26 protein-coding genes are annotated in these 26,408 nt (G+C 60.5%); 13 read left to right on the plus strand and 13 right to left on the minus strand.

Annotation, left to right across the window (positions count from 1 at the left end):
* Positions 1-75: 75 nt before the first annotated feature.
* Positions 76-5,271, plus strand: a complete 5,196-nt coding sequence (locus CQ041_RS14810) for a dermonecrotic toxin domain-containing protein (RefSeq protein ID WP_105523195.1) — start codon at positions 76-78, stop codon at positions 5,269-5,271.
* Here CQ041_RS14810 and CQ041_RS14815 read toward each other — a convergent pair.
* The 3 genes from CQ041_RS14815 to CQ041_RS14825 all read right to left on the minus strand — a co-directional run bounded on the left by CQ041_RS14815 (position 5,252) and on the right by CQ041_RS14825 (position 7,848).
* Complete coding sequence (locus CQ041_RS14815) at positions 5,252-5,893, minus strand: LysE family translocator (RefSeq protein WP_105523196.1); 642 nt, start codon at positions 5,891-5,893, stop codon at positions 5,252-5,254. The genes CQ041_RS14810 and CQ041_RS14815 overlap by 20 nt on opposite strands.
* Positions 5,894-5,904: 11 nt before the next feature.
* Complete coding sequence (locus CQ041_RS14820; protein WP_105523197.1) at positions 5,905-7,251, minus strand: NCS2 family permease; 1,347 nt, start codon at positions 7,249-7,251, stop codon at positions 5,905-5,907.
* Positions 7,252-7,413: 162 nt separating this feature from the next.
* A complete protein-coding gene (locus CQ041_RS14825; RefSeq protein ID WP_105523246.1) occupies positions 7,414-7,848 on the minus strand; it encodes a MarR family winged helix-turn-helix transcriptional regulator in 435 nt (144 codons plus the stop codon).
* A gap of 82 nt (positions 7,849-7,930) precedes the next feature.
* Here CQ041_RS14825 and CQ041_RS14830 point away from each other — a divergent pair, with 82 nt between their 5' ends.
* Positions 7,931-9,097: a PLP-dependent aminotransferase family protein gene (locus CQ041_RS14830; RefSeq protein WP_105523198.1), complete on the plus strand. Its 1,167-nt coding sequence runs from the start codon at positions 7,931-7,933 to the stop codon at positions 9,095-9,097.
* 10 nt (positions 9,098-9,107) lie between these two features.
* Positions 9,108-9,710, plus strand: a complete 603-nt coding sequence (locus CQ041_RS14835) for a glutathione S-transferase family protein (protein ID WP_105523199.1) — start codon at positions 9,108-9,110, stop codon at positions 9,708-9,710.
* Positions 9,711-9,820: 110 nt separating this feature from the next.
* On the opposite strand, the gene CQ041_RS14840 is transcribed toward CQ041_RS14835, so the two are convergent.
* The 5 genes from CQ041_RS14840 to CQ041_RS14860 form a co-directional block, all read right to left on the minus strand.
* Entirely contained in the window at positions 9,821-10,192 is a 372-nt protein-coding gene (locus tag CQ041_RS14840) for a glutathione S-transferase N-terminal domain-containing protein (protein WP_105523200.1), read from the minus strand.
* A 101-nt stretch (positions 10,193-10,293) separates the two neighbouring features.
* Positions 10,294-10,839 carry a GTP cyclohydrolase I FolE gene (gene folE, locus CQ041_RS14845; protein WP_083357562.1) on the minus strand — a complete coding sequence of 182 codons (546 nt, stop codon included), beginning with the start codon at positions 10,837-10,839 and terminating at the stop codon, positions 10,294-10,296.
* Between the two features lie 78 nt (positions 10,840-10,917).
* The gene (locus tag CQ041_RS14850) at positions 10,918-11,475 is read right to left on the minus strand and encodes a Smr/MutS family protein (RefSeq protein ID WP_105523201.1); all 558 of its coding nucleotides are present in this window, start codon (positions 11,473-11,475) and stop codon (positions 10,918-10,920) included.
* Positions 11,476-11,549: 74 nt separating this feature from the next.
* Positions 11,550-11,870: a hypothetical protein gene (locus CQ041_RS14855; RefSeq protein ID WP_105523202.1), complete on the minus strand. Its 321-nt coding sequence runs from the start codon at positions 11,868-11,870 to the stop codon at positions 11,550-11,552.
* Positions 11,871-12,004: 134 nt separating this feature from the next.
* Positions 12,005-12,595 (minus strand): cysteine hydrolase family protein, encoded by a 591-nt coding sequence (locus CQ041_RS14860; protein ID WP_105523203.1) that lies wholly within the window; start codon positions 12,593-12,595, stop codon positions 12,005-12,007.
* Between the two features lie 239 nt (positions 12,596-12,834).
* On the opposite strand from CQ041_RS14860, the gene prmB reads away from it, so the two are divergent.
* On the plus strand, positions 12,835-13,743 hold the full coding sequence (prmB, locus tag CQ041_RS14865; RefSeq protein ID WP_105523204.1) for a 50S ribosomal protein L3 N(5)-glutamine methyltransferase: 909 nt from the start codon (positions 12,835-12,837) through the stop codon (positions 13,741-13,743).
* Between the two features lie 143 nt (positions 13,744-13,886).
* Here the strand turns inward: prmB and CQ041_RS14870 are convergent, their stop codons facing one another.
* Entirely contained in the window at positions 13,887-14,690 is an 804-nt protein-coding gene (locus tag CQ041_RS14870; protein ID WP_105523205.1) for a hypothetical protein, read from the minus strand.
* A 99-nt stretch (positions 14,691-14,789) separates the two neighbouring features.
* Positions 14,790-15,752, minus strand: coding sequence for an alpha/beta hydrolase (locus tag CQ041_RS14875; protein WP_105523206.1), 963 nt, complete (start codon positions 15,750-15,752; stop codon positions 14,790-14,792).
* Between the two features lie 142 nt (positions 15,753-15,894).
* Here CQ041_RS14875 and aroC point away from each other — a divergent pair, with 142 nt between their 5' ends.
* From aroC to CQ041_RS14895, 4 genes are all read left to right on the plus strand, one after another.
* Positions 15,895-16,986 (plus strand): chorismate synthase, encoded by a 1,092-nt coding sequence (gene aroC / locus CQ041_RS14880; protein WP_105523207.1) that lies wholly within the window; start codon positions 15,895-15,897, stop codon positions 16,984-16,986.
* Between the two features lie 48 nt (positions 16,987-17,034).
* Positions 17,035-18,198 (plus strand): MFS transporter, encoded by a 1,164-nt coding sequence (locus tag CQ041_RS14885; protein WP_105523208.1) that lies wholly within the window; start codon positions 17,035-17,037, stop codon positions 18,196-18,198.
* Positions 18,195-18,716, plus strand: coding sequence for an acireductone dioxygenase (locus tag CQ041_RS14890; RefSeq protein ID WP_105523209.1), 522 nt, complete (start codon positions 18,195-18,197; stop codon positions 18,714-18,716). The genes CQ041_RS14885 and CQ041_RS14890 overlap by 4 nt, the downstream gene beginning before the upstream one ends.
* A 210-nt stretch (positions 18,717-18,926) precedes the next feature.
* A complete protein-coding gene (locus CQ041_RS14895; RefSeq protein WP_105523210.1) occupies positions 18,927-19,196 on the plus strand; it encodes a response regulator transcription factor in 270 nt (89 codons plus the stop codon).
* A 59-nt stretch (positions 19,197-19,255) separates the two neighbouring features.
* On the opposite strand, the gene CQ041_RS14900 is transcribed toward CQ041_RS14895, so the two are convergent.
* The gene (locus tag CQ041_RS14900) at positions 19,256-19,534 is read right to left on the minus strand and encodes a DUF3509 domain-containing protein (protein ID WP_010208870.1); all 279 of its coding nucleotides are present in this window, start codon (positions 19,532-19,534) and stop codon (positions 19,256-19,258) included.
* Between the two features lie 353 nt (positions 19,535-19,887).
* Here CQ041_RS14900 and CQ041_RS14905 point away from each other — a divergent pair, with 353 nt between their 5' ends.
* The 5 genes from CQ041_RS14905 (at position 19,888) to CQ041_RS14925 (ending at position 25,596) form a co-directional block, all read left to right on the plus strand.
* Positions 19,888-21,714 carry a long-chain-acyl-CoA synthetase gene (locus CQ041_RS14905; protein ID WP_105523211.1) on the plus strand — a complete coding sequence of 609 codons (1,827 nt, stop codon included), beginning with the start codon at positions 19,888-19,890 and terminating at the stop codon, positions 21,712-21,714.
* A gap of 96 nt (positions 21,715-21,810) precedes the next feature.
* Positions 21,811-22,326: an ankyrin repeat domain-containing protein gene (locus tag CQ041_RS14910; RefSeq protein ID WP_105523212.1), complete on the plus strand. Its 516-nt coding sequence runs from the start codon at positions 21,811-21,813 to the stop codon at positions 22,324-22,326.
* 41 nt (positions 22,327-22,367) lie between these two features.
* Complete coding sequence (locus tag CQ041_RS14915) at positions 22,368-22,898, plus strand: hypothetical protein (protein ID WP_105523213.1); 531 nt, start codon at positions 22,368-22,370, stop codon at positions 22,896-22,898.
* A 67-nt stretch (positions 22,899-22,965) separates the two neighbouring features.
* The gene (locus CQ041_RS14920; protein WP_003172956.1) at positions 22,966-23,157 is read left to right on the plus strand and encodes a PLDc N-terminal domain-containing protein; all 192 of its coding nucleotides are present in this window, start codon (positions 22,966-22,968) and stop codon (positions 23,155-23,157) included.
* A gap of 351 nt (positions 23,158-23,508) precedes the next feature.
* Positions 23,509-25,596 (plus strand): LTA synthase family protein, encoded by a 2,088-nt coding sequence (locus CQ041_RS14925; protein WP_105523214.1) that lies wholly within the window; start codon positions 23,509-23,511, stop codon positions 25,594-25,596.
* 41 nt (positions 25,597-25,637) lie between these two features.
* Here CQ041_RS14925 and CQ041_RS26460 read toward each other — a convergent pair whose 3' ends face one another.
* Together CQ041_RS26460 and CQ041_RS14940 are read right to left on the minus strand one after the other, a co-directional pair.
* Positions 25,638-26,066 (minus strand): transposase domain-containing protein, encoded by a 429-nt coding sequence (locus tag CQ041_RS26460; protein ID WP_218276517.1) that lies wholly within the window; start codon positions 26,064-26,066, stop codon positions 25,638-25,640.
* Between the two features lie 116 nt (positions 26,067-26,182).
* Positions 26,183-26,335: a DUF3309 family protein gene (locus tag CQ041_RS14940; RefSeq protein ID WP_010208879.1), complete on the minus strand. Its 153-nt coding sequence runs from the start codon at positions 26,333-26,335 to the stop codon at positions 26,183-26,185.
* Positions 26,336-26,408 lie beyond the last annotated feature (73 nt).

Below are 26,408 nucleotides of genomic sequence, written 5' to 3' on the forward strand. Positions count from 1 at the left end.
TCTGCGTTTAACTATCTAACGTCGCTTGGATACCTGCATTACCTAGGCTGGCTTTTTCCACGAGAAGAAAAAGCCATGACCTCGAACTCCGCAAACCCCGTCGTACCTCCCGCGTCCACCGACACCGTCGATATTGACGACTCCAGCGACACCGAGGCCAATTTCCGGGCGATGCGCGACCAGTTGAAATGGCGGATCAACACCTGTACTCATCCTAGTCGCCTGATCAATCAGCTGTGCCTTGCCGACATGCGCTGCCGCGAATCCGCGCAGACGCTCACACACCTGATAGGGCGCTCACCCCGAATCGTGAAGGTGATTCGTGCCGAGCTGCACAAAGAGTTCAATGAAGAACCCGATGACCTGATGTTTACCGTGCCCGCCAAGGACGGTGATCCCGAAAAAGTCGACAACCTGACAACCCGCGCATTGTCGATGCTCTTTGCGCCTCAGGTGGTTGCCACTGTCTGTTCTTCAACCACGTTGAGCCTCAGGACGAGGCCCGGCTACCCATTGATGTTGACGCCGCTCGAAGTCCTTCAGCGAGTGACTTCGATGAGGCTCTTCGAGCGATTGGTCCAGGCGGCCGCTGAGTATTGGGACACCTTGGCATACGGTTCCTGGCTGACGCGTCGGGAGCGCTGGGTAGACGTGCACAAGGTGCTCTTCGCCAATCGTGCCTTTATTGCGCGGCAATTGGATGAGCTGTCGAGTTCCGCCATGGCCATGGTTCAGGCCGTGATCGATGCCCCCAGTGCTGAAGCACGTCAGCGCGCAGGGGGGGATTGGGCCACCGTGCGAGTGGGCCATTTGCGGTGGCCGGGTACGCCTGCGATTGCGATTCCTGGTGCCTTGCATATCTATGGTGAGGGAGAACCCGTGGGGGTGCCCCATGTCATTTACCTGCCGGGTGTCGCTCGCAACTTCTACGAGTACCCTTCCTTGGTCGCGTTTCAGTGTGGCGTGCTGGAGCTGAGCCAGTCGCGGTTTGAGGCGCTCTGGCAATGCCTGCCGTTGAATCGTCGCCTTGCGTTATGCCGCCCTGCGGACTTGTCACCGGCTTCCAGCGTGGTGCCTGGCCCGGAGATTCTGGAAGATGCATTGGCACTGGGGACGCAGGCGTTGCTGAGGCAGCAATGGGATAACGAATTGGCCTGTGTGGTCACTGTTTATCACCGACAGGTATTTGCCGAAGAGCGGTCCCAGCCGCTCGACACGCGTTTTTTTCTCAACTATGTGGAGGGCAACAGGAGGCTGCTCGTCGGGGATGGGCCGCTGGGCGAGCTTCGGGACCAACTGCTCAATTGGGACCAGCAGCGGCGGCGCACAGAAATCATCTTTGCCAGCACCGCGCCCGGTTTGCCTCTGCGCACCGCAGAGCAGCAGGTCAAGCATTACGAAAAAGGCCTGGTGGCGCTACTGGACCCGAATGATCCAAGCGTCGAGACCCCCGCGTATCAGGAGGTTGTCGCACTGGTGAGTCAACTCAAGGGGCATGCCCGGAAGTTGAATGCAATCGTACAGGGTGCCCGGCAGCAATTGCTGCGTGTGGATTTCTGGGCCAAGCGCCCCGATGGAGCGGGGACGCCCAGAAGGGGGGTGGCGTTTATGCAGGCGCAAACCGAGGCCTTGCGCTGCGAGGTGCAATTGCAACACACGCTCAAGTTGATGAGTACGGCGCATCGGGACCTGATGATTGAAGTGGTGGAACAGCCTATGTCCTGCGGGCGCCCGGGCAGTCAAACCCAGGTGCTATCGATTGCCATCGGTAACGAACTCGATGGGTTCTATTCGCTGCATAACGTCTGGGTAGTGACGACCGCGGCGGCAGTGAGGGTCCCGATACGCCAGTTGCCAGTGGTGCTGTACGCGCTCGGGGAAGAGGGCGGGGTGACGGGTTTTGCCGGGCTGGACGCACTGACCCGTAGCGTCAAGGCCAGTCTCGTCAGTCGAGACGACTCCGTGCTGTGGGGCAGTGTCGCCCGCGACAAGCGCCCTGGCTTACGCGCGCATGCGGCACATGAAATGTTAGAGGTGCGCTACGTGCCCATCCAAGGCAAGCCTGCCTTGGTGTTCATCAAGAAACTCCTGGGATCGTATGCTCGCCTGTACAACAGCGTGGATGAGATCACGTGTATGTTCAGTGAGGTAAAGGACGCGCAGATAAGCCGCGCGCTATTGCTGACTGAGCTGGAGCACCACCTGCAGGTTCCCGCCAACAGTGCCCTGAGCCAAGCGCAGACAAATGTAGCGCTGCTGCACAATCTCGCGCTTGAAGCGAAAAAACTGCCGGTATGGTTGGCGTCGGCGTCGCAGGCGCAGCGTCGGCATTTCAGGCGTTTGCAGAAGCATTACATGAGCAGTGCCTGGGCATTTCTAGCGCGGCAGGAACAACGCGTGCCGGACTTGATGACCTATGCCCGCCACGCGGTGACCGCCCGTTTGCGCCGCGACGGTATCGCTTTAGAGGTGGAGGTGGACGAGCCGTTTATCGCGATGTCGGGTGATATTCACGGCTCCTATTGTGACTACATGGACGCTTGCCGCCTGAAGGATCTGCACGGGGTGCAGTCGTCGTCTTCTTCGTGCAGAGCGTTCAGCCTGGTGGAGTTGGCGCTGCATAACCTGGATCCGCAGGCGACGTGGACACAATATAAATTAAACCGTGCCTGCGTTCTGGGATGGCCATGGCGAGACTTTCAGGTCAACCAACTGAGGCAGATCATGTCTTCGCTGGATATCGGCGGCCAATACGACGCATTGATCAATACAGCGTTCTATCCGGCTGTTAACCCCGTTCAACCGCTCAGCGAGGGGCGTATTCCCGAGTTGCTCAATCGCGTGTTGCGGGCGGGCGTTGCGTATCACCTGTTCTCTGCAGTGCAACAGGGGCTGTCGGCGAACGCGCAGAGCGTCTTCAGCACCGCGATGGCCGCACGAACGCCCCAGGACCTGTTGAAAAACCAGCACGAACTGCAGCTGTATAAGGTTCACCTTGTGGGGCATACGCTGCAGCATGATCGCTACGTGGCAGGGATAGTGGTCGTGCAGGACAAACGCTCGGCGCTTTGCGTGATCTATTGGCCGCAGGCCCCGCACGCGTCGGTGCTCACTGAATACAGCAGCCTGGACAAAGCCAGGGCGCAATTGAACCGGCTTGGGGCACTGCCTGACAACGCCAGGACGCTGGCCCGCCACGTCGCGCCCGGCTGGGCATTTCAGTCTGCGCTTGATCCGATGGCCGTCAGCACGCTTGATGTGCTCTCTGGTATTTACTTTGTGAAAGGGGCTTGGCAGATGTATCGCGCGTTCCGCGTGAAGCATCCTGAGCCTTCGCTGTCGATTCACGAGGTAGAGGAGCAATTGCTCGAGCAGATAGGCAGCGACTCACAGGGATGGCTGGCGCTCGTTGCCAGTTCCCACTGCAATGCCCAGGCGTTGCTGTACCACGGCAATGTGCTTGAGCTGCAACGCCAGACACAAGCGGCCAGTTACTCCAATAAGGCGCTGGAGGAGTATCGGATCCGCCGCCGTCGCGATGATGGCGTCGCCAAACTCCGGATGGTGCTGAGTCTCTTTGTTCCAGTCGTTGGTGTGTTCAGCGATATCTACGAGTTGTACGCCGCGGCGCGGCGTTATCTACGATCCAGCAATCGCGGTGACAAGCGTGTCTTGGCCGATACGACAAAGTTTTTTACGGTCGGTCTGGTCATGGCGTTCGTACCCGGCCCCAAGAGGGTGGGGGTATCGGCAGCTGCTTTGGGGCGGATACGCCGCTGGCGTGTGGAGCCGAGCGGTGTTCTCCATTCGGCGCCGTCGGTGAGGCAGCTTCCGGAGCTGGAGCGTTTCAAGCTCAAGTCGGTGCCTGAAGAGGCTGTGGCGTTGAGTGGGCCGGATCAGAACGGGGTCCACATCAAGAGCGGTGAGTTATTTGTGGCGGATGACACCTACCGTTATCCGGTTTACCGTCGCACAAACGAGACGTGGTTCCGCCTGAAAAATCAACAGGTGCAGGGCCAGGACGAATTGATCATCAATATTCACCATTCCAGGGAATGGTTACTCGGCGCAGACGCGCCTCAGCCGGTGGCGGGCGCGAGTTCGGGCGTGCTCAACCCATGGCGCGCGCCTGTGGCATCGGCACCTGACTGGAGGCCGCCGATTGTCCGCACGTCGACAGAAGATACGATTCTTCAGTCAACGACGACGGCGAGTCACTGGGTGGATTGGGATATCGCCACCCCGAATGACCTGCGAGTGACGCGAGCACCTCATGTTTATCAGGTCCCGGCGGATGCCTCAGGCGTTGCCGGCAACGTGGTGCGCATCGCTCCCTTGCACAACACAGCGTTGCGAGATCCGCTGAGCAGTTACTACAGGCTACTGCCTCAAGGGGATCAGGCACCTCTGGACCGTATCGTATTCATGACGAGAAATGATCGGTCGGTTTCAACGGCTCACGTTGACATCGGGCGTTGGACAAGCACGGCGTCTCTGGAACAGCCAATTCCCATGTCATTTACTGGGCAGAGCCAATGGAAACTTCATGCCCCTCTGTTCGATAGGCCATTGACCGAATCTGTAGGTGAGGCGTTTCCGACCCTGACACGCACCAGTCGAGAATTGGTTGTTGCGCGCATGATTGAGCTGTCCGGGCCACCGGGCCCTGCAACCGCCAGTCACCTGCTTAACATTCGTGCGACGTTGGACAAATGGTTGTCGCCACTTCCGGCCCGGCGGGGAAAAACGGACGACTTACTGCAGATGCTGCAGCCCTTCGACAGGCAGGGCAATAGCCTGTCCATCAATTACGACACTAGGACTCGCGCTTTCAAGCGTGTCGATTTTCAGATATCTGGCCTGGACGCTTCGTTATGGCTCCCGAAAGGCAGGGTCACGAGTCAACGAGAGCTCACTCAGCGTGCGGCTGTGAAGGATGAGTTGAAACAACAGGGCTTTAAAGTGAGAGATCGGGAAGTATCATCCGGCGGCCCTCTGACCCACTCGCTTATCGCAACACACCCCAACTCGAACATGCTGTATTACGTGTCCCTCCATTGGGTTGCGCGAGGGGCCATCCGATTGGAAAAACGGCTGACGACTGCCTGGTTCAATAAAATCATCAATCGGTACTCAGCCTCACGCGCATTGGCAGACGTCAAAAGTGCCATGGAGGAAGGGCGGCTGGTCAGGATCGCAGCAGGCATCCAATGGCCTGTCGAGCGTGACATTCCTTCCAGCGTCTACTTTGTCAAAGTGAATCCAGCCTGACCTTCAGCAGCGAGAACATGCCGGCGCCGCCGAACAATCCCGCACTGACGCGGTTGAACCAGCTTTGGCCTTTGCCGCTACGCAGATAGCGAGCGGCGCCATGGGCGCTCAAGCCATAGGTCAGCTTGCACAGCAGGTCGAGCACGGTCCAGGTGGCGATCATGGTCACCAGTTGTGGCAGGAACGGTTGCTCGCCGCTGAGAAACTGCGGCAGGAAGGCGGCGAAAAACAGAATGTCCTTGGGGTTGCTGGCGCCGAGGACAAAGGCGCGACCAAACAGTGTGCGAAAGCGCGGTGTGGCGGCCAACTGCGGTACTTCGGCGCCGTGTGCCGGTTGCCGCGATTGCTTCCAGCTTTGCCAGGCCAGGTAGAACAGATAGGCCGCGCCGACCACCTTCAAGGCGCTGAACAACTGCTCCGATGCGAGCAGCAGCGCGCCCAGACCAAGGGCCGAGGCGCTGAGCAGGCAGATCGAGGCAAATACCCCACCGAGAAACGCTGGATACGAACGGCGCAGGCCGTAGTTGAGACTGTTGCTGATCATCAACAGTGAGAGTGGCCCCGGGATCAGGATCACCACCAATGCCGCGCCGCTGAACAGTAGCCAGGTTTCCAGGTTCATCCGTTACTCCTTTATAGAAATATGAATTTGGCGATAAAGATCGCGCACAACACCCACAGGCTGATGGAAATCTCGCGGTACTTGCCGGTACCCGCCTTGAGCGCCACGTAGGTGATGAAGCCCAGCGCGATACCGTCGGCGACCGAGAAGGTCAGGGGCATCATGATCGCGGTGACAATCGCCGGAATGCTGTCGGTGGCTTCGTCCCAGTTGATATGGGCCATGCTCGCCATCATCAGCATTGCGACGTAAATCAGCGCACCCGCCGTGGCATACGCCGGAATCATCCCCGCCAGCGGCGCGAAAAACATCGCTGCCACAAACAGCACGCCCACCGTCACAGCGGTGAGCCCGGTACGGCCACCCGCCGCCACGCCGGCCGCACTTTCCACGTAGCTGGTCACCGGTGGCACACCGACCATGGCGCCGAACACGCTGGAAGCACTGTCGGCCTTCAATGCGCGGGACAGGTTATCGATCTTGCCATCGGCGTTGACCAGGCCGGCTCGTTGCGCGACGCCCATCAGTGTACCTGCGGTGTCGAACATGTGTACAAAAAGAAACGCAAATACCACGCTAATCATGCTGATATTGAATACACCGGCAACGTCCATCGCCATCCAGGTGGGTGCCAGGCTCGGCGGCGTGGACATGATGCCGTTGTAATGCACCAGGCCCAGGCCCCAGCCGGCGAGGGTTACGGCGATGATGCTGATGAGGATTGCGCCGAATACGCGGTGGTAGCTGAGGATCGCAATCAGCAGGAAGCAGATGGCCGCCAGCAAGGGCGCCGGTTCATGCAGCGAACCGAGCTTGATCAGCGTGGCCGGGCTGTCGACGATGATGCCGGCGGTCTTCAGGCCGATCACCCCGAGGAACAGGCCGACGCCGGCGCCCATGGCATGGCGCAGGCTTACGGGGATGCTGTTGAGCAGCCATTCGCGCACACGTGAGAGGGTCAGGATCATGAACAGCACCCCAGAGATAAACACCGCGCCGAGCGCGGTTTCCCAGGTGTAGCCCATGGTGCCGACCACGGTGTAGGTGAAAAACGCGTTGAGGCCCATGCCCGGCGCCAGGCCTACCGGCCAGTTGGCGTACAGGCCCATCAACAGGCAACCCAGGGCGGCAGCAATACACGTGGCGACAAACGCTGCGCCGTGATCGATGCCGGCGTCGGCCATGATGTTGGGGTTGACGAAGATGATGTAGGCCATGGTGATGAAGGTGGTGAGGCCGGCGATCAGCTCGGTCTTCACTGTGGTGCCATGCAAGCGCAGTTTGAACAGGCGTTCCAGCCAGCCGTTGCGGGTGGGTTGGAGGTCCAGGGGTGAGGCTTCGGATTTGCGGCTATCCACAGCGAGTACTCCTCAAGCATTTTATTGTTATGGCCGGCGCTTTTTTGCGCCGTGAGGTACTGGCGGGTTTTGTTGACCAATAGGTCAGGAACTCGCACGAAGCGAATTATGCTTTTGTATACAAATAAAGCAAATAATGTTTTCGAATAGTTGAGCGGACGGCTAGTTCGACGCGCTCAATGCTTGATTGACCGCCAGCCATCCGGCGACGGCCTCTTCGCCGGCGTCACTGAAAGCGCGTTGCAACAGCTTTACTTGTTCGCGGCGCAGGGCATGTTCGAATCGCAAGCCTTCTTCACTCAATTCCAGCAGGCGTTTACGTTTGTCGGTCTCGGACGCAACGCTGTTCACCAGGTGCATTTCCTGCAATTGGCGCAAGGGCATGTTCAGCGCCTGCTTGCTCACGCCGAGCAATTGCAACAGTTCCTTCACGCTCAGCGCGGGGTAGCGCGCGATAAAAAACACGATGCGCTGATGCACCCGGCTGAGACCACGGCGCTCGAGCATTTCGTCGGCCTTGGCGGTAAAGGCCTGGTAGCCGAAGAAGAACGCTTCCATGGCTTCTTGCTGGGCGGCGGGTTTTTTAAGGTCAAGCATGTTGACGTATCCGTGGTGGCTGTCGTAATTTCGGTCAACCAGTTTGACGTATTTCCCACAGCCTTCGCTACCGGTGACCCCCATGGCCTTCTCTGAACGTGTTACGCGCCTCAAAAGCTCCCTGATCCGCGAGATCCTCGCGGCGGCCCAGCGCCCGGAAGTGATGTCGTTCGCCGGAGGCCTGCCGGCCGAAGCCATGCTGCCGGCCCTGAACTGGGAGGGCATGCCGTTAAACATCGGCCAATACGGCATGAGCGAAGGCGAACCCCAACTGCGTGAGCTGCTCGCCGACCAAGCGCGCGCCCTCGGCATTCCGTGCCAGGCCAGCCAGGTCCTGGTGGTCAGCGGCTCCCAACAAACCCTGGACCTGGTGGCCAAGCTGTACCTCGACAAAGGCACGCAGATCCTGCTGGAAGGCCCGACCTACCTGGCCGCGTTGCAGATCTTCCAGCTGTTCGGCGCCGATTGCCTGACCGTACAACTGGAGGCCGACGGCCCGAACCTGGCCGCCTTGCGCGGCAACCTCGAACGCCATCGCCCGGCGTTCATCTACCTGATCCCGACCTTCCAGAATCCCTCCGCCGTGCGCTACAGCGAAGCCAAGCGCGACGCCGTCGCCGCCTTGCTCGATGAGTTCGGCGTGACCTTGATCGAAGACGAACCCTACCGTGAACTGACCTTCGACGGCGGCAGCGCCAAACCCATCGTCGGGCGCCTGAAAAAAGCCAGCTGGATCTACACCGGCACGGTGTCCAAAACCCTGCTGCCGGGCCTGCGTGTGGGTTACCTGATCGCCAGCCCGGACCTGTTCCCGCACCTGCTCAAGCTCAAGCAGTCGGCCGACCTGCACACCAATCGCGTCGGCCAGTGGCAGGCGATGCAGTGGATCGGCAGCGAACGATACCAGCAGCACCTGGTGGAACTGCGCAGCTTCTACCGCCAGCGCCGCGATGCGTTCCAGTCTGCGTTGGAGCGCCACTTCGCCGAACTGGCCGACTGGCAAGTGCCCCAAGGTGGATTATTCTTCTGGCTGACCTTGAAACAGCCACTCGACACCCGCACTTTGTTGGCGCAAGCGTTGCAGCAGAACGTCGCGTTCATGCCGGGTGAACCGTTCTTTTCCGAGCCAGACCAACACCTTGGCTCGTTGCGCCTCAATTTCAGCCACATCGACCCGGCCCGCCTGGACGAAGGTCTCAAGCGCCTGGCCGCGGTGGTCCGTCAAGCACAGCACGCGCAAGCGGCATAAGGGGAGCCCCATGTACAAGGTTTATGGCGATTACAAATCGGGCAACTGCTACAAGATCAAATTGATGCTCAACCTGCTGGGCATTCCCTATCAGTGGATTGATGTGGATATCCTCAACGGCGACACCCAGACCGCCGAATTCCTGGCCAAGAATCCCAACGGCAAGATCCCGGTGCTGGAACTGGAAGACGGCACCTGCCTGTGGGAATCCAACGCGATCCTCAATTTCCTCGCCGATGGCAGCGAGTTCCTGCCCGGCGAACCGCGCCTGCGTACCCAGGTGTTGCAGTGGCAGTTCTTCGAGCAGTACAGCCACGAGCCATACATTGCCGTGGCGCGGTTTATCCAGTTTTACCTGAACCTGCCCGAGGATCGCCTGGAGGAATACAAGAAGCTGCACAAGGGGGGTTACAAAGCGCTCAAGGTCATGGAGCGCCAATTGCAGCTGACCCCCTACCTGGTGGGGGATCAGTTTTCCATCGCGGATGTGGCCTTGTATGCCTACACCCATGTGGCGCATGAGGGTGGGTTTGAGCTGGATGCTTATCCGGGTGTGCAGGCGTGGCTGGCACGCGTGGCCAGCCATCCCAAGCACGTAGCCATGCTCGGTTAAAACGGTGGGAGGGGGCTTGCCCCCGATAGTGGTGTGTCAGTCACATAAATATTGACTGGTCCACTGCAATCGGGGGCAAGCCCCCTCCCACATTTGTCCAGCGGTGTTTGTCAGATGGCGGCAAACCGCTTGTCCAGGTAATCAATGATCACCTTGGAGTCATACATCCAGCTGACCTGACCATTCTCTTCAATGCGCAGGCACGGCACCTTGATCTTGCCGCCTTGCTCCAGCAGGGTCTGACGATCCTGCTCATTATTCTTCGCATCCTTCAACGCCACCGGCACATTCAAGCGATGCAGGGTGCGGCGGGTCTTCACGCAGAACGGGCAGGCGTGGAATTGGTACAGGGTCAGGTCCCGGGCCGCTTCATTCACCTGCGCCTGTTGCTCGGCGGAACGCTGCTTTTTACGCGGGCGCGTCAGGAAATCGCCGGCGATGATGATCTGGCCGAGGCCCACTCGAAGTGCTTTGACGAACATGGCTGAAACCTCTTGCCCATGACTGAGGGGCCGCATCTTACTTGATTTTCGCAGGCGAAAAAAAACCGGCGATGAACGCCGGCTTTTTCGTACCCAGCCTGTTACTTGATCAGGCTGAGGAATTCGCTGCGGGTCGCCGCGTTTTCGCGGAACTCACCCAGCATCACCGATGTGATCATCGACGAATTCTGTTTTTCCACACCGCGCATCATCATGCACATGTGCTTGGCCTCGATCACCACGGCCACGCCCAGGGCGCCGGTCACTTGCATCACGGCGTCGGCGATCTGACGGCTGAGGTTTTCCTGGATCTGCAGGCGACGGGCGTACATGTCGACAATCCGCGCGACCTTCGACAGGCCCAGCACTTTGCCGCTTGGAATATACGCAACGTGGGCCTTGCCGATGAACGGCAACAGGTGGTGTTCGCACAGCGAGTACAACTCGATGTCCTTGACCAGCACCATTTCGCTGTTGTCGGAGCTGAACAAGGCACCGTTGGTGACTTCTTCCAGAGTCTGCTCGTAGCCGCGGCAGAGGTACTGCATCGCCTTGGCGGCACGCTTTGGCGTGTCGAGCAGGCCCTCGCGGGAAACGTCCTCGCCGAGTTGGCCGAGAATCTCTGTGTAATTCTGTTCCAGGGACATGAAACTACCTGTGGGATTTTCGCAAAGCGCAAGGTTACGGTGGCGGGCACATCGCTGCAAGCCTGACGATGGCACTTGTTACTCGTCGCGGCCTTCCATCATGGTGCGCTTGAGCATGACATACACCGCACCGGCCCCGCCGTGGCGGGCCTGGCAGGAGGTAAAGCCGAGGACCTGGGCGTGCTGGCGCAGCCAGGTGTTGACGTGGCTCTTGATCATCGGGCGCTTGCCGTCCAGGCGCACGGCCTTGCCGTGAGTGACGCGCACGCAGCGGATTTCGAACTTGGTGGCTTCGGCGAGGAAGGCCCATAGGGTTTCACGGGCTTTTTCCACGGTCATGCCGTGCAGGTCGAGGCTGCCTTCGAACGGGATCTGGCCGGCCTTGAGCTTGCGCATCTGGCTTTCCTGCACACCGTCGCGGGCCCACATCAGGTCGTCTTCGGGGCCGACGTCAATCACGAACTGGTCCGACAGGCCGTCCACGGTGGTGGCATCGGTGCGCACGGTCGCGGCCTGGCGCAGCTTGGCGATCTGCGCGCGGTCGGTCTTGGGTTTGCCGGTGTCGGCGCGGTCGTGCTTGATCGGCTTGACGCCGCGCAGCTCGTTTTTGAACAGGGAAAAATCGTCGTCTTGCATGTCAGCCTCCGCGAAGGCAGGCAGTTTACCTAAATCGCGGCGGCCGGGGCGCAGGAAACGCTATCCAAGCGCCATCAGTCGTGTTTTTTCATCAGGTGCGCAGAGATGTTCAGCGACAACGGCTGGCGCATTTTCCGACGGCTGCGTCGCCATAACCATACCGCCAGCCACACCACCAACAGCCCGATGCCCAACAGGAGCGCCGAGCCGCCAGGGCTGGCGTTCAGTTCGCCGAGGGCGGGGGAGTGACCGAACAAACCGGCGCCACCAGCGCCGGCCAACAGCAAACCTACAATCGCCAGCAACGCGGCAAAGCCGGCCACCAGGCGCAGACGCCAGTTGCTCGGGCCCTTGGGGCGCAAGCGACGAGCATCAAAACCATCGGATATCTTCATTCCGACCTTTCCTCCAGGGTATCGGCCCTTCGACCGGACATTAGGCAGGTTGTTCCGGGAGGAGAGGTAAATGCGCCAAATCAGAGGGCTTTGCAGATGAGCGGGCCTCGGTGGCGCCGCTCATCCGGGCAGGATCAAACCAGGTCTTTGGTCAAGGCGAGGGTGGCAAAGTTGTCGGCCATGATCGCCATTTCGGTCTGCTGCACGTGCTCGGCGCTCAGGATGCCGCCTTTGTAGGGCAGGTCGCGGGTGGCGCAGGCGTCTTCCACCAGGGTGCAGCGAAAGCCGAGGTTCTTGGCGGCGCGCACGGTGGTGCTGACACTGGAGTGGCTCATGAAGCCCGCCACGATCAGGTCCAGGGAGCCGAGGTCCTGCAGGTGTTTTTCCAGGCCGGTGCCGTGGAAGGCGCTGGGCAGCAGCTTGCCGATGATGGTTTCGTCACCGACCGGTTCCAGGCCGGGGATGAATTCGCCACGCTCGCCTTGAGGGTCGAACAGGCCGCCAACGGTGCCCAGGTGACGCACGTGCACGATCGGCCGCCCGGCACTGCGGGCTGCCGCGACCAGTTGCTGGAGGTTGGCAACCGCCGCGTCCATGCCCGAGAGGGCGAGTGGACCGCTGAGGTATTCCTTCTGGGCGTCGATGATCACGAGGGTCGCGTGGCTGAGGTTGGCTGCTGCGTAACCGCGACCGCTGAGTTGAAACATCGTCTTTGGAACGGACATTCTGGGGCTCCTGTGAGTGGGGCTTTTGCGACATTGTCCACTGGCTGAGCGGTTCTGTGAATCGCTACCATCGTAAGGTACGCCGTTCTTGACGTGCAGCCGTGTCAAGAGGTGAGCCTGTTTAACACAATGCTGGCAATTTGGATGAAATCCGACGTGCGGCAACAGGTTTTCGTACATCGTCGGTACAGGCGAAGGCTGTTAGAATCGCCAGTCGTTTTTTCCAGGAGTCTGCCCCCGTGATCACTTCCCGCCTGCGCACCTTGCGCGACCATATCCGTTGGGCTGTCAGCCGTTTCCATGGGGAAGACCTGTTTTTTGGCCATGGCACCGACAACGCCTGGGACGAAGCCCGTCAGCTGGTGCTGGGTGCACTGCACCTGCCGTGGGAAATTGCCGACAGCTACCTGGACTGCAATCTGGAAGAAGAGGAAGTCTCCCATGTGCAGCGCCTGCTGCATCGCCGCATCCATGAGCGCGTACCGACCGCCTACCTGTTGAAGGAAGCCTGGTTCTGCGGCCTGTCGTTTATTGTCGATGAGCGCGTGTTGATCCCGCGTTCGCCGATTGGCGAGTTGATCGAAAACCGCTTTGAGCCCTGGCTGGCCCAGCCGCCGGCGCGCATCCTCGACCTGTGCACCGGCTCCGGCTGCATCGGCATTGCCTGTGCCTACGAGTTCCAGGACGCCGAAGTGGTGCTGGGGGATTTGTCATTCGAAGCCCTGGAAGTGGCCAACCAGAACATCGAGCGCCACGGCGTGGATGAACGCGTCTACACCGTGCAGGGTGATGGTTTCGACGGCCTGCCGGGCCAGCGTTTCGACCTGATTGTGTCGAACCCGCCGTATGTGGACGCGGAAGATTTTGCCGACATGCCGGACGAGTACCAGCACGAGCCGGCGCTGGGCCTGGCCTGTGGCGACGATGGTTTGAACCTGGTGCGGCGCATGCTGGCCGAGGCGGCGGACCATTTGACCGAGAAGGGCTTGCTGATTGTCGAAGTGGGCAACAGCCAGGTGCACGTCGAGGCGCTGTACCCGGAAGTCGACTTCGCCTGGCTGGACTTCCAGCGCGGTGGGCATGGGGTGTTCATGTTGACGGCCGAGCAGTGCCGCCAGCATCAGGCAGCGTTTGCGGCCAAGGTTTAACGGTACGAACCGGGTCAGTGTGAGGGTGGGCTTGGGTGGGAGCCGGGCTTGCCCGCGATGCAGGCTCCGCGGAGTGTCAGTCACACCGCAGTGATGCTGTCGCAGGCAAGCCCCCCACACAAGCTACAGGGTAGGGGCCGGTTCTAGCGGTGTGTGGCGATCCAGATCAACAGCCCGGCCTGGAACACCGTAAACGCCACCAGGCAGGTAATGGTAAAGCGCAAACCGCTGTCCTCGCGCTTGCACTTGGTGACCTTCTCTTCTTCCTTGCGCAGCTTTACTTCTTGCTCCGCCAGGTTCTGCTCGGCCTGCTGCAGCATCTGCGCGGCCTCCAGGATCTCGACGAACTGCACCTTCTCAGTGTTCCAGCTGTCCAGCACGTCGCCGACCCTGGCCGGCTGCACGTTGCCCTTGAGGTGCTGCACGTCGGCGTAGGCCACATCAAAGCCCTGTATGCGCAAAAAGTGGTCGCGGCGCAGGCGCGTGGCTTCGTTCAACGCGTCCTTGTTGGACAGGTCGACGCCGTCGACGCGGTAATTCGCGCCTTTCTTCTTCGCCCATGCGGCGCCTTGTGCCACCAGGAATCGTCCCAGCCCACGGTTGGCCGGTTCGATTTCCACGCTGGGGCCGGGGCCGAAGTGTGCTCGGTGACTGTCGTGGTCGAGCCACACATCCAGGTGATTCTGCTCGCTGCGCACCCGTTGGCCGGGCAATTGGATGACCATGCGCAACAGGCTGCGGTGCTTGTCGTTGCGCTCTGCGTAGCCGAACTGCACAAAGCGCAACGGCCGTGCACCGGTGGCACGGTCGGTGGCCAGGGGCGCCAGGCGCAGCATCTTGAAGTGTTCGGCGTGAACATCCGCCCACGGCAGGGCCGCCGCGTCTGCGGCTGCAGGTTCAGCCGGGGTATCGGCGGTGGGTTCCGGTATTGCTTCAGTGGTTGTCATGCGGCGCGATCCTGTCCAAGCCCAGCGAGCCGACAGTCTTTTTGCTGTCGACACTGGGCTTATCGGCCGATTTCTGCAGGACTGGAGGCAAATTGTCGCTTAACGGGGCTGAAGTCCGTCGATAAAGCGCACCAGGCGACTGCCCAGCTCGGCAGCCAGGGGCAATTGCGGGTCGTTGTAGGAGGCCAATTGTTGTTTCACATCGTTGGGCACGATGCGCATCACGTGGTTCATGCCCTCCACCAGCACAAGCTGGGCGTCGGGCTTGGCCTGTTTCAACTGCTGGGCATCCGCCACGCCGACCTGAATATCGTGGGTGCCCTGGATGATCAGCGCCGGCATGCTCAATCGCGCAAACGCGGCTGAAGGGTCGGCACGGAACAGGCTGATCAGATAGGGCTGCACGCTGGGTCGGAAAATGCTTTCCAGCGGGCCGGGCACATCGGTATCCACCTGGCCGGCCTTGAGGTGATCGAGTATCTGGTTGCTGCGCAGCAGCAGGGCAGGGGGCAGGTGGGCGGCCAGTTGCTGGCGAATCACCGCGTCCACCGGACGAGCGCTGCCGGACAGGGAAATCACCCCGGCCGGGTCCAGTTGCGGCGCGGCGAGGGCGGCCACCAGCGCGCCCTCGCTGTGGCCGAGCACGACCAGCGGGCCCAGGCGTTTGTCAGCCTTGAGCTGCTTGCCCCAAGCCACCGCGTCGGACACGTAGGCATCCAGTGTCAGGTTGCGTTCATCCGGTGTCGCCGCCAGGCTCGCGGCCACACCGCGCTTGTCGTAGCGCACGCTGGCGATGTTATGCCGGGCCAGCACCCATGCCAGGCGCTTGAGGCTGTCGTTACGCGCGCCGTCGGCGCTGTTGCCGTTGCGGTCGGTGGGGCCGGAACCGGCGATGATCAGCACCACCGGCACCGGTTTATCGGATTGGGGCAGCAGCAGCGAGCCGAACAGCTCACCGTGGCCGGTGTCCACGCTGATGGGGCGTTGCAGCACGACCGGCGCGGCGGCGTGGGCCACGGCAGTTAACAGGGTGAGGGTAAACAGCAAAACTCGCAGCATCATCGCGCCATCATTCGGGAGGTGTCGGTTCGACCAATGTCTACCGTGAAGGTTTCGAGGATGAACTAGTCGGTTGCCCCGCGTATACTGGCGCGCTTGGTTATCACCCCTGAGTGATTACAACTGATTTCACGGAGCGCCCTGCATGTCCGGCAATACCTTCGGCAAGCTGTTCACTGTCACCACCGCGGGCGAAAGCCATGGCCCGGCGTTGGTCGCCATTGTCGACGGCTGCCCGCCCGGCCTCGAGCTGTCCCTGGAAGACCTGCAGCGTGACCTTGACCGCCGCAAGCCCGGCACCAGCCGCCACACTACCCAGCGCCAGGAGCCGGACGAAGTCGAGATCCTCTCCGGCGTCTTCGAAGGCCGCACCACCGGGTGCGCCATCGGCCTGCTGATCCGCAACACCGACCAGAAGTCCAAGGACTACTCGGCGATCAAGGACCTGTTCCGCCCGGCCCATGCCGACTACACCTACCACCACAAGTACGGCGAGCGCGACTACCGGGGTGGTGGCCGCAGCTCCGCGCGCGAAACCGCAATGCGCGTGGCCGCCGGTGCGATTGCCAAGAAATACCTGGCGACCCAGGGCATCGTCATCCGTGGCTACATGAGCCAGTTGGGCCCGATCGAAATCCCGTTCAAGACCTGGGACAGCGTCGAAGACAACGCTTTTTTCAGCCCCGACCCGGACAAGGTGCCGGAACTGGAAGCCTACATGGACCAGTTGCGCCGCGACCAGGACTCCGTGGGCGCCAAGATCACCGTGGTTGCCGAGGGCGTGAAGCCGGGCCTGGGCGAGCCGATTTTCGACCGCCTGGACGCTGAACTCGCCCACGCGCTGATGAGCATCAACGCCGTGAAGGGCGTCGAAATCGGTGCAGGCTTCGCCTGCGTGTCCCAGCGCGGCACCGAGCATCGTGATGAATTGACGCCCGAAGGGTTCCTCAGCAACAACGCGGGCGGCATCCTGGGCGGCATTTCCTCCGGCCAGCCGATTGTTGCGCACCTGGCGTTGAAGGCCACCTCGAGCATCACCACGCCGGGCCGTTCGATCGACGTGCACGGCAACCCGGTGGATGTGATCACCAAGGGCCGCCACGACCCGTGCGTCGGCATCCGCGCCACACCGATTGCCGAAGCGATGATGGCCATCGTGCTGATGGACCACCTGTTGCGCAATCGCGGGCAGAACGCCGACGTCCACGTGACTACGCCGGTGCTGGGCCAGCTGTGACTGTGGTGAGCAAGCTTGCTCGCGCCGGGCTGCGAAGCAGCCCCTGACATGACTCCCGCTCTCCCATACTGGCGCCTCTCCAGCTTCTACCTGTTCTACTTCGCCCTCCTGGGGGCGACGGCGCCATTTTTGGCGCTGTACTTCAACCACCTCGGGTTTTCCAGCGCACGTATCGGCGAACTGGTGGCCATCCCCATGCTGATGCGCTGCATCGCGCCCAACCTGTGGGGCTGGCTCGGCGACCACACCGGCAAGCGCTTGGCTATCGTGCGTTTCGGCGCGGTGTGCACCCTGGCGAGTTTTTCGCTGATCTTCATCAGCCACACCTATGCCTGGCTGGCCCTGGTGATGGCACTGCACGCGTTCTTCTGGCACGCCGTACTGCCGCAGTTCGAAGTCATCACCCTCGCGCACTTGCACAAGCAAACCTCGCGCTACAGCCAGGTCCGCCTGTGGGGGTCCATCGGCTTTATCCTCACCGTCGTGATCATGGGGCGCCTGTTCGACTGGCTCAGCCTGGACATTTACCCGGTGGCGGTCGTAGTGATCATGGCCGGGATCGTCGGCGCCAGCCTCTGGGTGCCGAATGCCCAGCCCGCCACCCAGGGCAATCGGCTGGCTGGCGATGGGTTTCTCACGCAACTGCGCAGCCCCGGGGTACTGGCGTTCTACGGATGCGTGGCGCTGATGCAGGTGAGCCATGGCCCGTACTACACCTTCCTGACCCTGCACCTGGAACACCTCGGTTACAGCCGTGGTGTGATCGGCCTGCTGTGGGCCCTCGGTGTGGTGGCTGAAGTGCTGATGTTCCTGGCCATGAGCCGCATCCTCACGCGTTTTTCGCTGCGCTGGGTATTGCTCGTCAGCTTTGTGTTGGCGGCGTTGCGTTGGTTGCTGCTGGGCGCGTTTGCGGAGTATGTGTGGGTGCTGCTGCTGGCCCAAGTGATGCACGCCGCGACTTTTGGCAGCTTCCATGCGGCGGCCATTGCCTTTGTGCAGCGCAGTTTTGGCGATAAACAACAGGGCCAGGGCCAGGCACTCTACGCGGCGCTGGCGGGCACTGGCGGTGCGGTGGGCGCGCTGTATTCGGGCTACAGTTGGAACCTGTTGGGGCCCACCGTCACCTTCAGCATCGCCAGCGTCGCGGCGCTGGCCGCCGCCGTTATCATCGGTCTTCGATTGAAAGAGCAGAACCAAGGAAGCCTTCAATGAGTTATGTCGCTGTTTACCCGGTCACGTCACCGGACTCCCCGAACAAGGTGTTGACCCACGTTGACGACATCGCCGCGACCCTGGCAGAACACGGGGTGCGTTTCGAGCGCTGGCAGCCGGTCGCGATAGAGAAGGGCGCCAGCGATGCGCAGTTGATCGCGGCGTATCAGGCGCAACTCGATGCGTTGGGCTACCGAGCCGTGGACGTGCTGCGTGTCGAATCGGCCCAGGCCGAACTGCGTGCAGGCTTTTTGGACGAGCGCCGCTACAGTGAAGACGAAGTGCGCTTCTTTATCGCCGGCCAGGGGTTGTTCAGCCTGCATGTTGGCGACTACGTCTACGCCGTGCGCTGTGAGAAAAACGACCTGTTGGTGATTCCAGCCGGCATGGCGCACTGGTTTGACATGGGCGAAAATCCGCACTTCGTGGCCTTGCGTCCATTCAATACGGAAAGCGGCTGGGTGCCGCAGTTGACGGGCAGCGACCTTGCCCATCGTTTCCCGGGCCTGGACGACTGATTTCGCGATATCTGAAACTTCAACCCCAGCGTGTTGGAAGTTGCTGTGGGAAGATGCTTAAAGTCTTGTAGGGATCTGCTGTTTATTCTGGGTCCTACGCCTGAACGCCAGGCGTTATGTAACTCTCTTGGGCATCGACGTTTATATCACCTGTCAATAGGAGGAATCCGAAGGGTGATAGGGCATCAGCCAATAAAAGGAGAGAACGTAATGAGAGGCCCACAGGAATTGTTGCTGCCGCCGTTTTCCGTGCCCAATGCGGTCAGGCGACGCCTGAGCTTATCAGGCAAACCCCTGACGCCTGCGGAGTTGGAAATTTTGCGATGGGCTGCCGGAGGCAAGACGGTCTGGGAAATCAGCCGGATTCGCGCGACGTCCGAGGCTACGGTCAAATTTCACCTGCGCAATATCTACTGCAAATTGCAAGTGACCAACCGCGTGCAGGCGATGAACGAAGCGGCGCGACAGGGACTGTGCTGACCCAATAAAAAAGGGCCGCGACGCTCGATGGCGTCGCGGCCCTTTTTCGTATTGGGTGCTTAGGCCGAGTGGTAGGTTGGCAGTGCAAAGCGGTTCTGGCTTTGCAGCATGGAAATTTGTGGCAGGTCGCTAGCCTGTTCGGCCAGGTCGCGGCGGATGGCGCTGATCACCCAAGTCAATTGGTCGGCAGTGTGCAGTTGCTGATAGGAAATCGAACGCTTGACCTGTTTGCCTTCGCTGTTGCGCAGGGTCAACAGGATACCGCCATCGGGACGTGGCTGAGTGGTGACGTCGTAGTTGGAGAATACTGAGGCGAATTTATCTTGGATCAGGCTCATGTCTATCAGCTCCGTTGGCTCAAGTTGGCAAGCATGGAGTGATAGGTGCAGTGATTGTGCCAGCTATGGCATTCTAAAAAACTCGATATAAATCAGTAAGTTAAAAATATCGACCGATTTTGATTCCGTGCATTTTGCATGAATGGCCATCATGCATCCTGCATTTTGCGCTACTTCTCACGGAAGTCTGGGCCCCCCGATACTGCTAAAGACTGCCTGCAGGCGGCTAAATTCCCTTTGCGGCATTCGTCCGTCGGGATACAAAACATTTCAAATCCCGCGTGTACAGCGCAAGAAGCGCTGACGTATTTTCCTGCAAGGCAGACGAATAATAAGAAAAAGGACGTTCCTCCATGAGCCACCCGCAAAACGACATGATCACCTGGGGCATGATGCTGCGTAAGGTCCCCGCCATTGTCCGCGCGCTCCCTCGCGTAGTACGCGGCATGCGCGCGGCCAACGTCACCGATCCCGCGCAGCCCTGCGGCCTGGGTTGGCAGTTTGAGCAAGCGGTGTTGCGCAATCCGGACGGCGCCGCATTGTTGTACGCCGACCGCGTGCTCAGCTATGCCCAGGCCAATGCGCACGCCAACCGCATCGCGCACTACCTGCAGGCCCAGGGCATCCGCAAGGGTGATGTGGTTGCACTGTTTATCGAGAACCGTCCCGAGTTGTTGCTGAGCGTGCTGGCCGTGGCCAAGTTGGGTGGCATCTGTGCCATGCTCAACACGGCGCAGACCCAGGCAGCCCTTGTGCATAGCCTCAACCTGGTGGAACCGGTGGCGATTGTGGTCGGGGCGGAGTTGGTGGCGGCTTACGACACGGTACGTGAGCAGGTGGGCATCACACCTGAGCGAACCTGGTTCGTGGCCGATCAACAGGCCAATGCAGTGCCCCCGGGCTATAGCGACCTGATTGCCGCCAGCGCCGACTGCCCGGAAGACAATCCCGCCAGCACTGCGCAGATTTTTTTCAACGACCCCTGCTTCTATATCTACACCTCCGGCACCACGGGCCTGCCCAAGGCGGGCATCATGAAACATGGCCGCTGGACACGGACCGCCGTCAGTTTCGGCAGCATCGCCTTGGGCATGGGCCCGGATGACGTCCTGTATTGCACCTTGCCGCTGTATCACGCCACCGGCCTGTGCGTGTGCTGGGGCTCGGCGATTGTGGGCGCGTCGGGGTTTGCCATCCGGCGCAAGTTCAGCGCCAGCCAGTTCTGGGATGATGTCCGCAGGTTCCAGGCGACGACCCTGGGTTATGTCGGTGAACTCTGCCGCTACCTGCTCGACCAGCCTGCCACCCCCGGCGACCGTGACAACGCGGTGACCAAAATGGTCGGCAACGGCCTGAGGCCCGGCGTGTGGGCGCAGTTCAAGGCGCGCTACGGCGTCGAGCATGTCTGCGAACTGTATGCCGCCAGCGACGGCAACATCGGTTTCACCAACGTGCTGAATTTCGACAACACCATCGGTTTTTGCCTTCAGCATTGGGCACTGGTGGACTACGTGCCCGACAGCGGCGAGCCGAGCCGTGGCGGCGATGGCTTGATGCGCAGGGTGCCAACCGGCGGGCAGGGTCTGTTGCTGGCCAGGATCGATGAAAAATCGCCGTTCGATGGCTACACCGACCCGGAAAAAAACCGCAAGGTGATCCTCACCGACGTGTTTGAAAAGGGTGACCGCTACTTCAATACCGGCGACCTGGTACGCAGCATCGGCTTCGGCCATGCGCAATTCGTCGACCGCCTGGGGGATACCTACCGTTGGAAAGGTGAAAACGTCTCCACCACTGAAGTCGAGAACGTGCTGTTGCAACACCCACAGATCGCCGAAGTGGTGGCCTACGGTGTGGAGATCGAAAACACCAATGGCCGTGCCGGCATGGTTGCCATTACTCCGAGCGAATCCCTCGCGGCCCTGGATATGCGCGAGTTACTGCAATTCGCTCACGGCCAGCTGCCGCCCTACGCGGTGCCTCTGTTCCTGCGGATAAAGGTGAAGATGGAAACCACCGGCACCTTCAAGTACCAGAAGGTCAAGCTCAAGGAAGAGGCGTTCGACCCGGACAAAGCCGGTAACGACCCGGTCTACGCCTGGTTGCCCGGTTCGGACTGCTACGTGCCGGTCACCGGGCCTTTGTTGGCGCAGATCCAGGGTGGCCACTTCCGTTATTGATTCTGCCTATGGCAGCTTTTGACAAAAAAACCATGACAGGTGGGAACTCCCTCGCGACACTGGGCGCCATATAAAGCACCCAATGAGGAGCCCCACATGTCCGACCAAGCCAAACAGATGACCGAAGACGAAGCCGCCGAATTTGCCGAGCAGGTGTTCGACGTGGCCCGCCGTGGCGACGCGGCCATGCTCGCCGCGCTGCTGGCCAAAGGCTTGCCGGCCAATTTTCGCAACCACAACGGCGATACCTTGCTGATGCTCGCGGCCTATCACGGCCACGCCGAGGCGGTGAAAGTACTGCTCGAATTCAAGGCCGACCCGCTGATCGCCAACGACAAGAACCAATTGCCGATGTCCGGCGCAGCGTTCAAGGGCAACCTGGACGTGGTCAAGGCATTGATCGAAGGCGGCGCACCGGTGGATGCCTGCTCGTCCGATGGCCGTACTGCATTGATGATGGCGGCGATGTTCAACCGCGTTGAAATGCTTGAGTACCTGCTCGGCCAGGGCGCCAATCCCAAGGCGACTGACGCCCAAGGCGCAAGCGCCCTGGCGGCCGCACACACCATGGGCGCGGTGGATACGGCGGCGCAGTTGCAGAAACTGGTGTAGGCTTTGCGCCCTTCAACACCAGCCCGCCACAGGATCGCCCCATGAAAACCGCCCTCGTCGAACTCATCAGCAAAATCAGCGCCGGCGTCATGGGTGAAGACGAGGTGGCGCGCATCGCCGATGAGGCGGCCCAGGCTTACGCGGACCCGGCGGCGTTTCTGACGGCCAACCCGGACATCAACTACGACGACACCTTCCCGATTCCACTGGGTGAATGGGTCGTCGTCGGCAGCCTGCCGGACACCGTACTGTTCCAGGCCGATACCTACGGCGATTTGTTCGCGCAGATCGTCGCCTCGTTCGGCCCGGGCGTGGCGTTCAACCTCAAGCCCAAGCAACTGGCCAAGACCGAAGACCTGACCGCGCTCAACCGCATCCAGATCCAGATGAGCGCCCTCAGCCCGGAAGACGGCGGCTACGTGCTGCTCAACTTCAGCCAGCCGCTGGACGACGAGATCCAGGCCGTGCTGGTGTACGGCAACGACCTGCCGCGCGTGCTCGAATTGTGCGCTCAAGTGGGTATCAACGGCGAACCATCCCTCGAAGCTCTGAAAATCGCCCTACACGTGTGAAATAAAACGGAACCCCCGCCAGGGCTGGCTATCCTACAAGTGCATGCCCCCACTTAGGAGCGACACCATGGGTTCCACTTTCAACGGCCTGATCGGGCTGATCATCCTGGCGCTGGATATCTGGGCGATCATCAACGTGTTCAAAAGCGGTGCCAGCACGGGCGCCAAAGTGTTGTGGATCCTGTTGATCCTGCTGCTGCCGGTACTGGGCCTGATCATCTGGGCGATTGCCGGGCCACGGGGCAACGTGCGTATCTGACGGTTCTCTGGATTCACAGTGAACCATTCCCTGTGGGAGGGGGCCTGCTCCCGATAGCGGTGAGACCGTCACAGAGGCAGTGACGGATTCACCGCTATTGGGCAGGCCGCCTCTCACTTGTGTTGCCCTGCACATATTTGTGTATCGAAATATTCGCTACACAGAATTTTCACATTCCATCCAAGACAATTCGCCGGCTTTTTCTTCCTGCCAAGGCTCTACCTCAAGAGCCCTCAATGGCGGGGCAGGTGTGCGCGCTCAGTAATTAATAGCCTTGCTGCCGTTGATCGGGCACCATTCGCGCCACTGCATTATTCAGCCACTTCAACTTCCAATGGGTCCTGAAACGACATGGCAAACCCGGACGCCCTGAGTCAGCAGCGAGCTTCTAATCGCCTGCTGCAACCGACCGTCAAATCCCATCTGGCATACACGCTGCTTTGCGCACTGGTCATGATGGTGATGTTATCCCTGCTGCGCCTGGCGCTGCTGGTCTACAACCGCGAGATGATCCTCGACACGCCGGCTTCGACCTTCCTCGAGGCCTTTGCCAACGGCCTGCGCTTTGACCTGCGCCTGGTGGTGTACCTGAGCATTCCGTTGCTGCTGGCACTGTTCAGCGTACGGGCCATGGCTGCGCGCGGGTTCTTCCGTTTCTGGCTGACCCTTGCTTCCAGCATCGCCCTGTTCCTGGGCCTGATGGAAATGGACTTCTACCGCGAATTCCACCAGCGCCTCAACGGCCTGGTCTTCCAGTATGTGAAGGAAGACCCGAAAACCGTGATGAGCATGCTCTGGTACGGCTTCCCGGTGGTGCGCTACCTGCTGGCCTGGGCCGTGGGCACACTGATCCTGAGCATGGCTTTCAAGGGCGCCGACCGCGCGACCCGTCCGCGCGGGCCCTTCAGCGGTGGCAGCGTCAGCTCCCGCCAAGTGGCGCCGTGGTACAGCCGCATCGCCGTGTTCGTGGTATGCCTGCTGATCGCGGTAGTTGCTGCGCGTGGCACCCTGCGCCAGGGCCCCCCGCTGCGTTGGGGTGACGTGTACACCACCGACTCCAACTTCGCCAACCAACTGGGCATCAACGGCACCTTGTCGTTGATCGCTGCGGCCAAGGCGCGCTTCTCCGAAGACCGTTCCAACATCTGGAAGGCCACCCTGGAGCAACCGCAGGCCACCCAGACCGTGCGCGACATGCTGGTACTGCCCCAGGAAAAACTGGTGGATACCGACACTGCCGCCGTGCGTCGCGACTACACGCCCCCGGCCGAGAAGACCCTGCCGATCAAGAACGTGGTCGTGATCCTGATGGAAAGCTTTGCCGGTCACTCGGTGGGCGCATTGGGCCGTCCGGGCAACATCACGCCGTACTTCGACAAGCTGACGAAGGAAGGCCTGCTGTTTGACCGCTTCTTCTCCAACGGCACCCACACCCACCAGGGCATGTTTGCCACCATGGCGTGTTTCCCGAACCTGCCGGGCTTCGAATACCTGATGCAGACCCCGGAAGGCAGCCACAAACTGTCGGGCCTGCCGCAACTGCTGAGTGCGCGTGATTTCAACGACGTGTATGTCTACAACGGCGACTTCGCCTGGGACAACCAGTCGGGCTTCTTCAGCAACCAGGGCATGACCAACTTCATTGGCCGCAATGACTTTGTCGACCCGGTGTTCTCCGACCCTACTTGGGGCGTGTCCGACCAGGACATGTTCAACCGTGGCCTGGAAGAACTGAAGGCCCGTGAAGGCGGCAAGCCGTTCTATGCCTTGCTGCAAACCCTGTCCAACCACACGCCGTATGCGTTGCCGTCGCCATTGCCGGTGGACAAGGTCACCGACCGTGGCAGCCTCAACGAGCATTTGACGGCCATGCGCTACTCCGACTGGGCCCTGGGCCAGTTCTTCGAGAAGGCCCGCAAGGAGCCGTACTTCAAGGAAACCCTGTTCGTGATCGTGGGCGACCACGGCTTCGGCAACGAACAGCAGATCACCGAGATGGACCTGGGCCGCTTCAACGTACCGATGCTGATGATTGCACCGGGCATGCAGGAGAAGTTCGGCGAGCGTGACCACACCGTAGGCACTCAGATCGACATCGTGCCGACCATCATGGGCCGCCTGGGTGGCGATACCCTGCACCAGTGCTGGGGCCGTGACCTGCTGAACCTGCCGGAAGGCGACAAGGGCTTCGGCGTGATCAAGCCCTCGGGCAGTGATCAGACCGTCGCCCTGGTCACCGATGACCGCGTGCTGGTATTGCCCAAGGAAATGCCGCCGAAACTCTGGGCTTACGAACTGGGCGCGAACCCGACCGGTAAAGTGATCCCCGAATCGCCGGACGAGGCCGCACTCAAGCAGAAACTCGAGTCGTTCCTGCAGACCGCGACAAAAAGTTTGCTGGATAACACCGCGGGCGTGGTGGACGGCAAGCCGGACTAACTAACCGGCAATAAAAAAGAGGCCATGAAGGCTAATGCCAGTCAGTTAAGCTGACTGGCATTTTTGTTTTTGATCGGGTACTTCTGCGATTTCAGCCGGATAGCCCGAGGATAAATGCGCTCTTCCCGGCGATGCGGCAACACATAGTGCGAGGCCGAGGCATGCAGTTCGGCGAGATATTTGGGGATGTTCCCTGATCGATCCGCAGAACGCCGTTGATAAACCTCAGGATCGCCCAGGTACACGCGCTGAAGCTCAGTTCGCACGGATGAATGCCCGGACAATGGCGGGTCATTTCCACCCTCTGATAGCATTTCCAAGGGTAAGCGCCGCTTGCGCAAGGTGGCGACACCGGCCTGTTCCAAGGCCTGCTCGACCAGAGCGGGGTCAAGCAACGAGTCCAATCCCTCGAGGGAATCGGGAGTCGAGACGAAGTTGTGGGTTAGTTCCAATGCTCGAGCTAAACGCATAAAAAAATCCGATGCCTATTCAGGCACCGGATTTTGATTTCTTACGGCCAAAGGTCAAGCAACGAGGCTTAACGGATCGGCATTAGCCATGAAGGCCTGTTTTTTTAGCGCGGCTTTTATATTTTGCCGAGCAGCAACAACACCAGCAGGACGACCAGCACGACACCCAGGATACCCGACGGGCCATAACCCCAGCTGCGCGAGTGGGGGAAGACCGGCAGACCACCGACCAGCAGGAGGATCAGGATAATGATCAGAATGAGGCTCATGGTTTTCTTCCTTAAAATGGTTGTGTGCAAAAACCGATAATGTAACGGTAGGCCTGCCCGTTTAAATGCAGAC

It is taken from the genome of Pseudomonas sp. MYb60, assembly GCF_002979555.1.
In the GTDB taxonomy this organism is placed as follows: domain Bacteria; phylum Pseudomonadota; class Gammaproteobacteria; order Pseudomonadales; family Pseudomonadaceae; genus Aquipseudomonas.

Coding starts and splice junctions, on each gene's coding strand:
- folE (WP_083357562.1), bottom strand. CDS start 10,839: ATGTCCCTGGAACAGAATTACACAGAGATTCTCGGCCAACTCGGCGAG.
- CQ041_RS26460 (WP_218276517.1), bottom strand. CDS start 26,066: ATGCGTTTAGCTCGAGCATTGGAACTAACCCACAACTTCGTCTCGACT.
- CQ041_RS14835 (WP_105523199.1), top strand. CDS start 9,108: ATGTACAAGGTTTATGGCGATTACAAATCGGGCAACTGCTACAAGATC.
- aroC (WP_105523207.1), top strand. CDS start 15,895: ATGTCCGGCAATACCTTCGGCAAGCTGTTCACTGTCACCACCGCGGGC.
- CQ041_RS14895 (WP_105523210.1), top strand. CDS start 18,927: ATGAGAGGCCCACAGGAATTGTTGCTGCCGCCGTTTTCCGTGCCCAAT.
- CQ041_RS14855 (WP_105523202.1), bottom strand. CDS start 11,870: ATGAAGATATCCGATGGTTTTGATGCTCGTCGCTTGCGCCCCAAGGGC.
- CQ041_RS14875 (WP_105523206.1), bottom strand. CDS start 15,752: ATGATGCTGCGAGTTTTGCTGTTTACCCTCACCCTGTTAACTGCCGTG.
- CQ041_RS14940 (WP_010208879.1), bottom strand. CDS start 26,335: ATGAGCCTCATTCTGATCATTATCCTGATCCTCCTGCTGGTCGGTGGT.
- CQ041_RS14910 (WP_105523212.1), top strand. CDS start 21,811: ATGTCCGACCAAGCCAAACAGATGACCGAAGACGAAGCCGCCGAATTT.
- CQ041_RS14840 (WP_105523200.1), bottom strand. CDS start 10,192: ATGTTCGTCAAAGCACTTCGAGTGGGCCTCGGCCAGATCATCATCGCC.
- CQ041_RS14890 (WP_105523209.1), top strand. CDS start 18,195: ATGAGTTATGTCGCTGTTTACCCGGTCACGTCACCGGACTCCCCGAAC.
- CQ041_RS14915 (WP_105523213.1), top strand. CDS start 22,368: ATGAAAACCGCCCTCGTCGAACTCATCAGCAAAATCAGCGCCGGCGTC.
- CQ041_RS14810 (WP_105523195.1), top strand. CDS start 76: ATGACCTCGAACTCCGCAAACCCCGTCGTACCTCCCGCGTCCACCGAC.
- CQ041_RS14870 (WP_105523205.1), bottom strand. CDS start 14,690: ATGACAACCACTGAAGCAATACCGGAACCCACCGCCGATACCCCGGCT.
- CQ041_RS14920 (WP_003172956.1), top strand. CDS start 22,966: ATGGGTTCCACTTTCAACGGCCTGATCGGGCTGATCATCCTGGCGCTG.
- CQ041_RS14860 (WP_105523203.1), bottom strand. CDS start 12,595: ATGTCCGTTCCAAAGACGATGTTTCAACTCAGCGGTCGCGGTTACGCA.
- CQ041_RS14850 (WP_105523201.1), bottom strand. CDS start 11,475: ATGCAAGACGACGATTTTTCCCTGTTCAAAAACGAGCTGCGCGGCGTC.
- CQ041_RS14825 (WP_105523246.1), bottom strand. CDS start 7,848: ATGCTTGACCTTAAAAAACCCGCCGCCCAGCAAGAAGCCATGGAAGCG.
- CQ041_RS14815 (WP_105523196.1), bottom strand. CDS start 5,893: ATGAACCTGGAAACCTGGCTACTGTTCAGCGGCGCGGCATTGGTGGTG.
- CQ041_RS14925 (WP_105523214.1), top strand. CDS start 23,509: ATGGCAAACCCGGACGCCCTGAGTCAGCAGCGAGCTTCTAATCGCCTG.
- CQ041_RS14905 (WP_105523211.1), top strand. CDS start 19,888: ATGAGCCACCCGCAAAACGACATGATCACCTGGGGCATGATGCTGCGT.
- CQ041_RS14830 (WP_105523198.1), top strand. CDS start 7,931: ATGGCCTTCTCTGAACGTGTTACGCGCCTCAAAAGCTCCCTGATCCGC.
- CQ041_RS14885 (WP_105523208.1), top strand. CDS start 17,035: ATGACTCCCGCTCTCCCATACTGGCGCCTCTCCAGCTTCTACCTGTTC.
- CQ041_RS14900 (WP_010208870.1), bottom strand. CDS start 19,534: ATGAGCCTGATCCAAGATAAATTCGCCTCAGTATTCTCCAACTACGAC.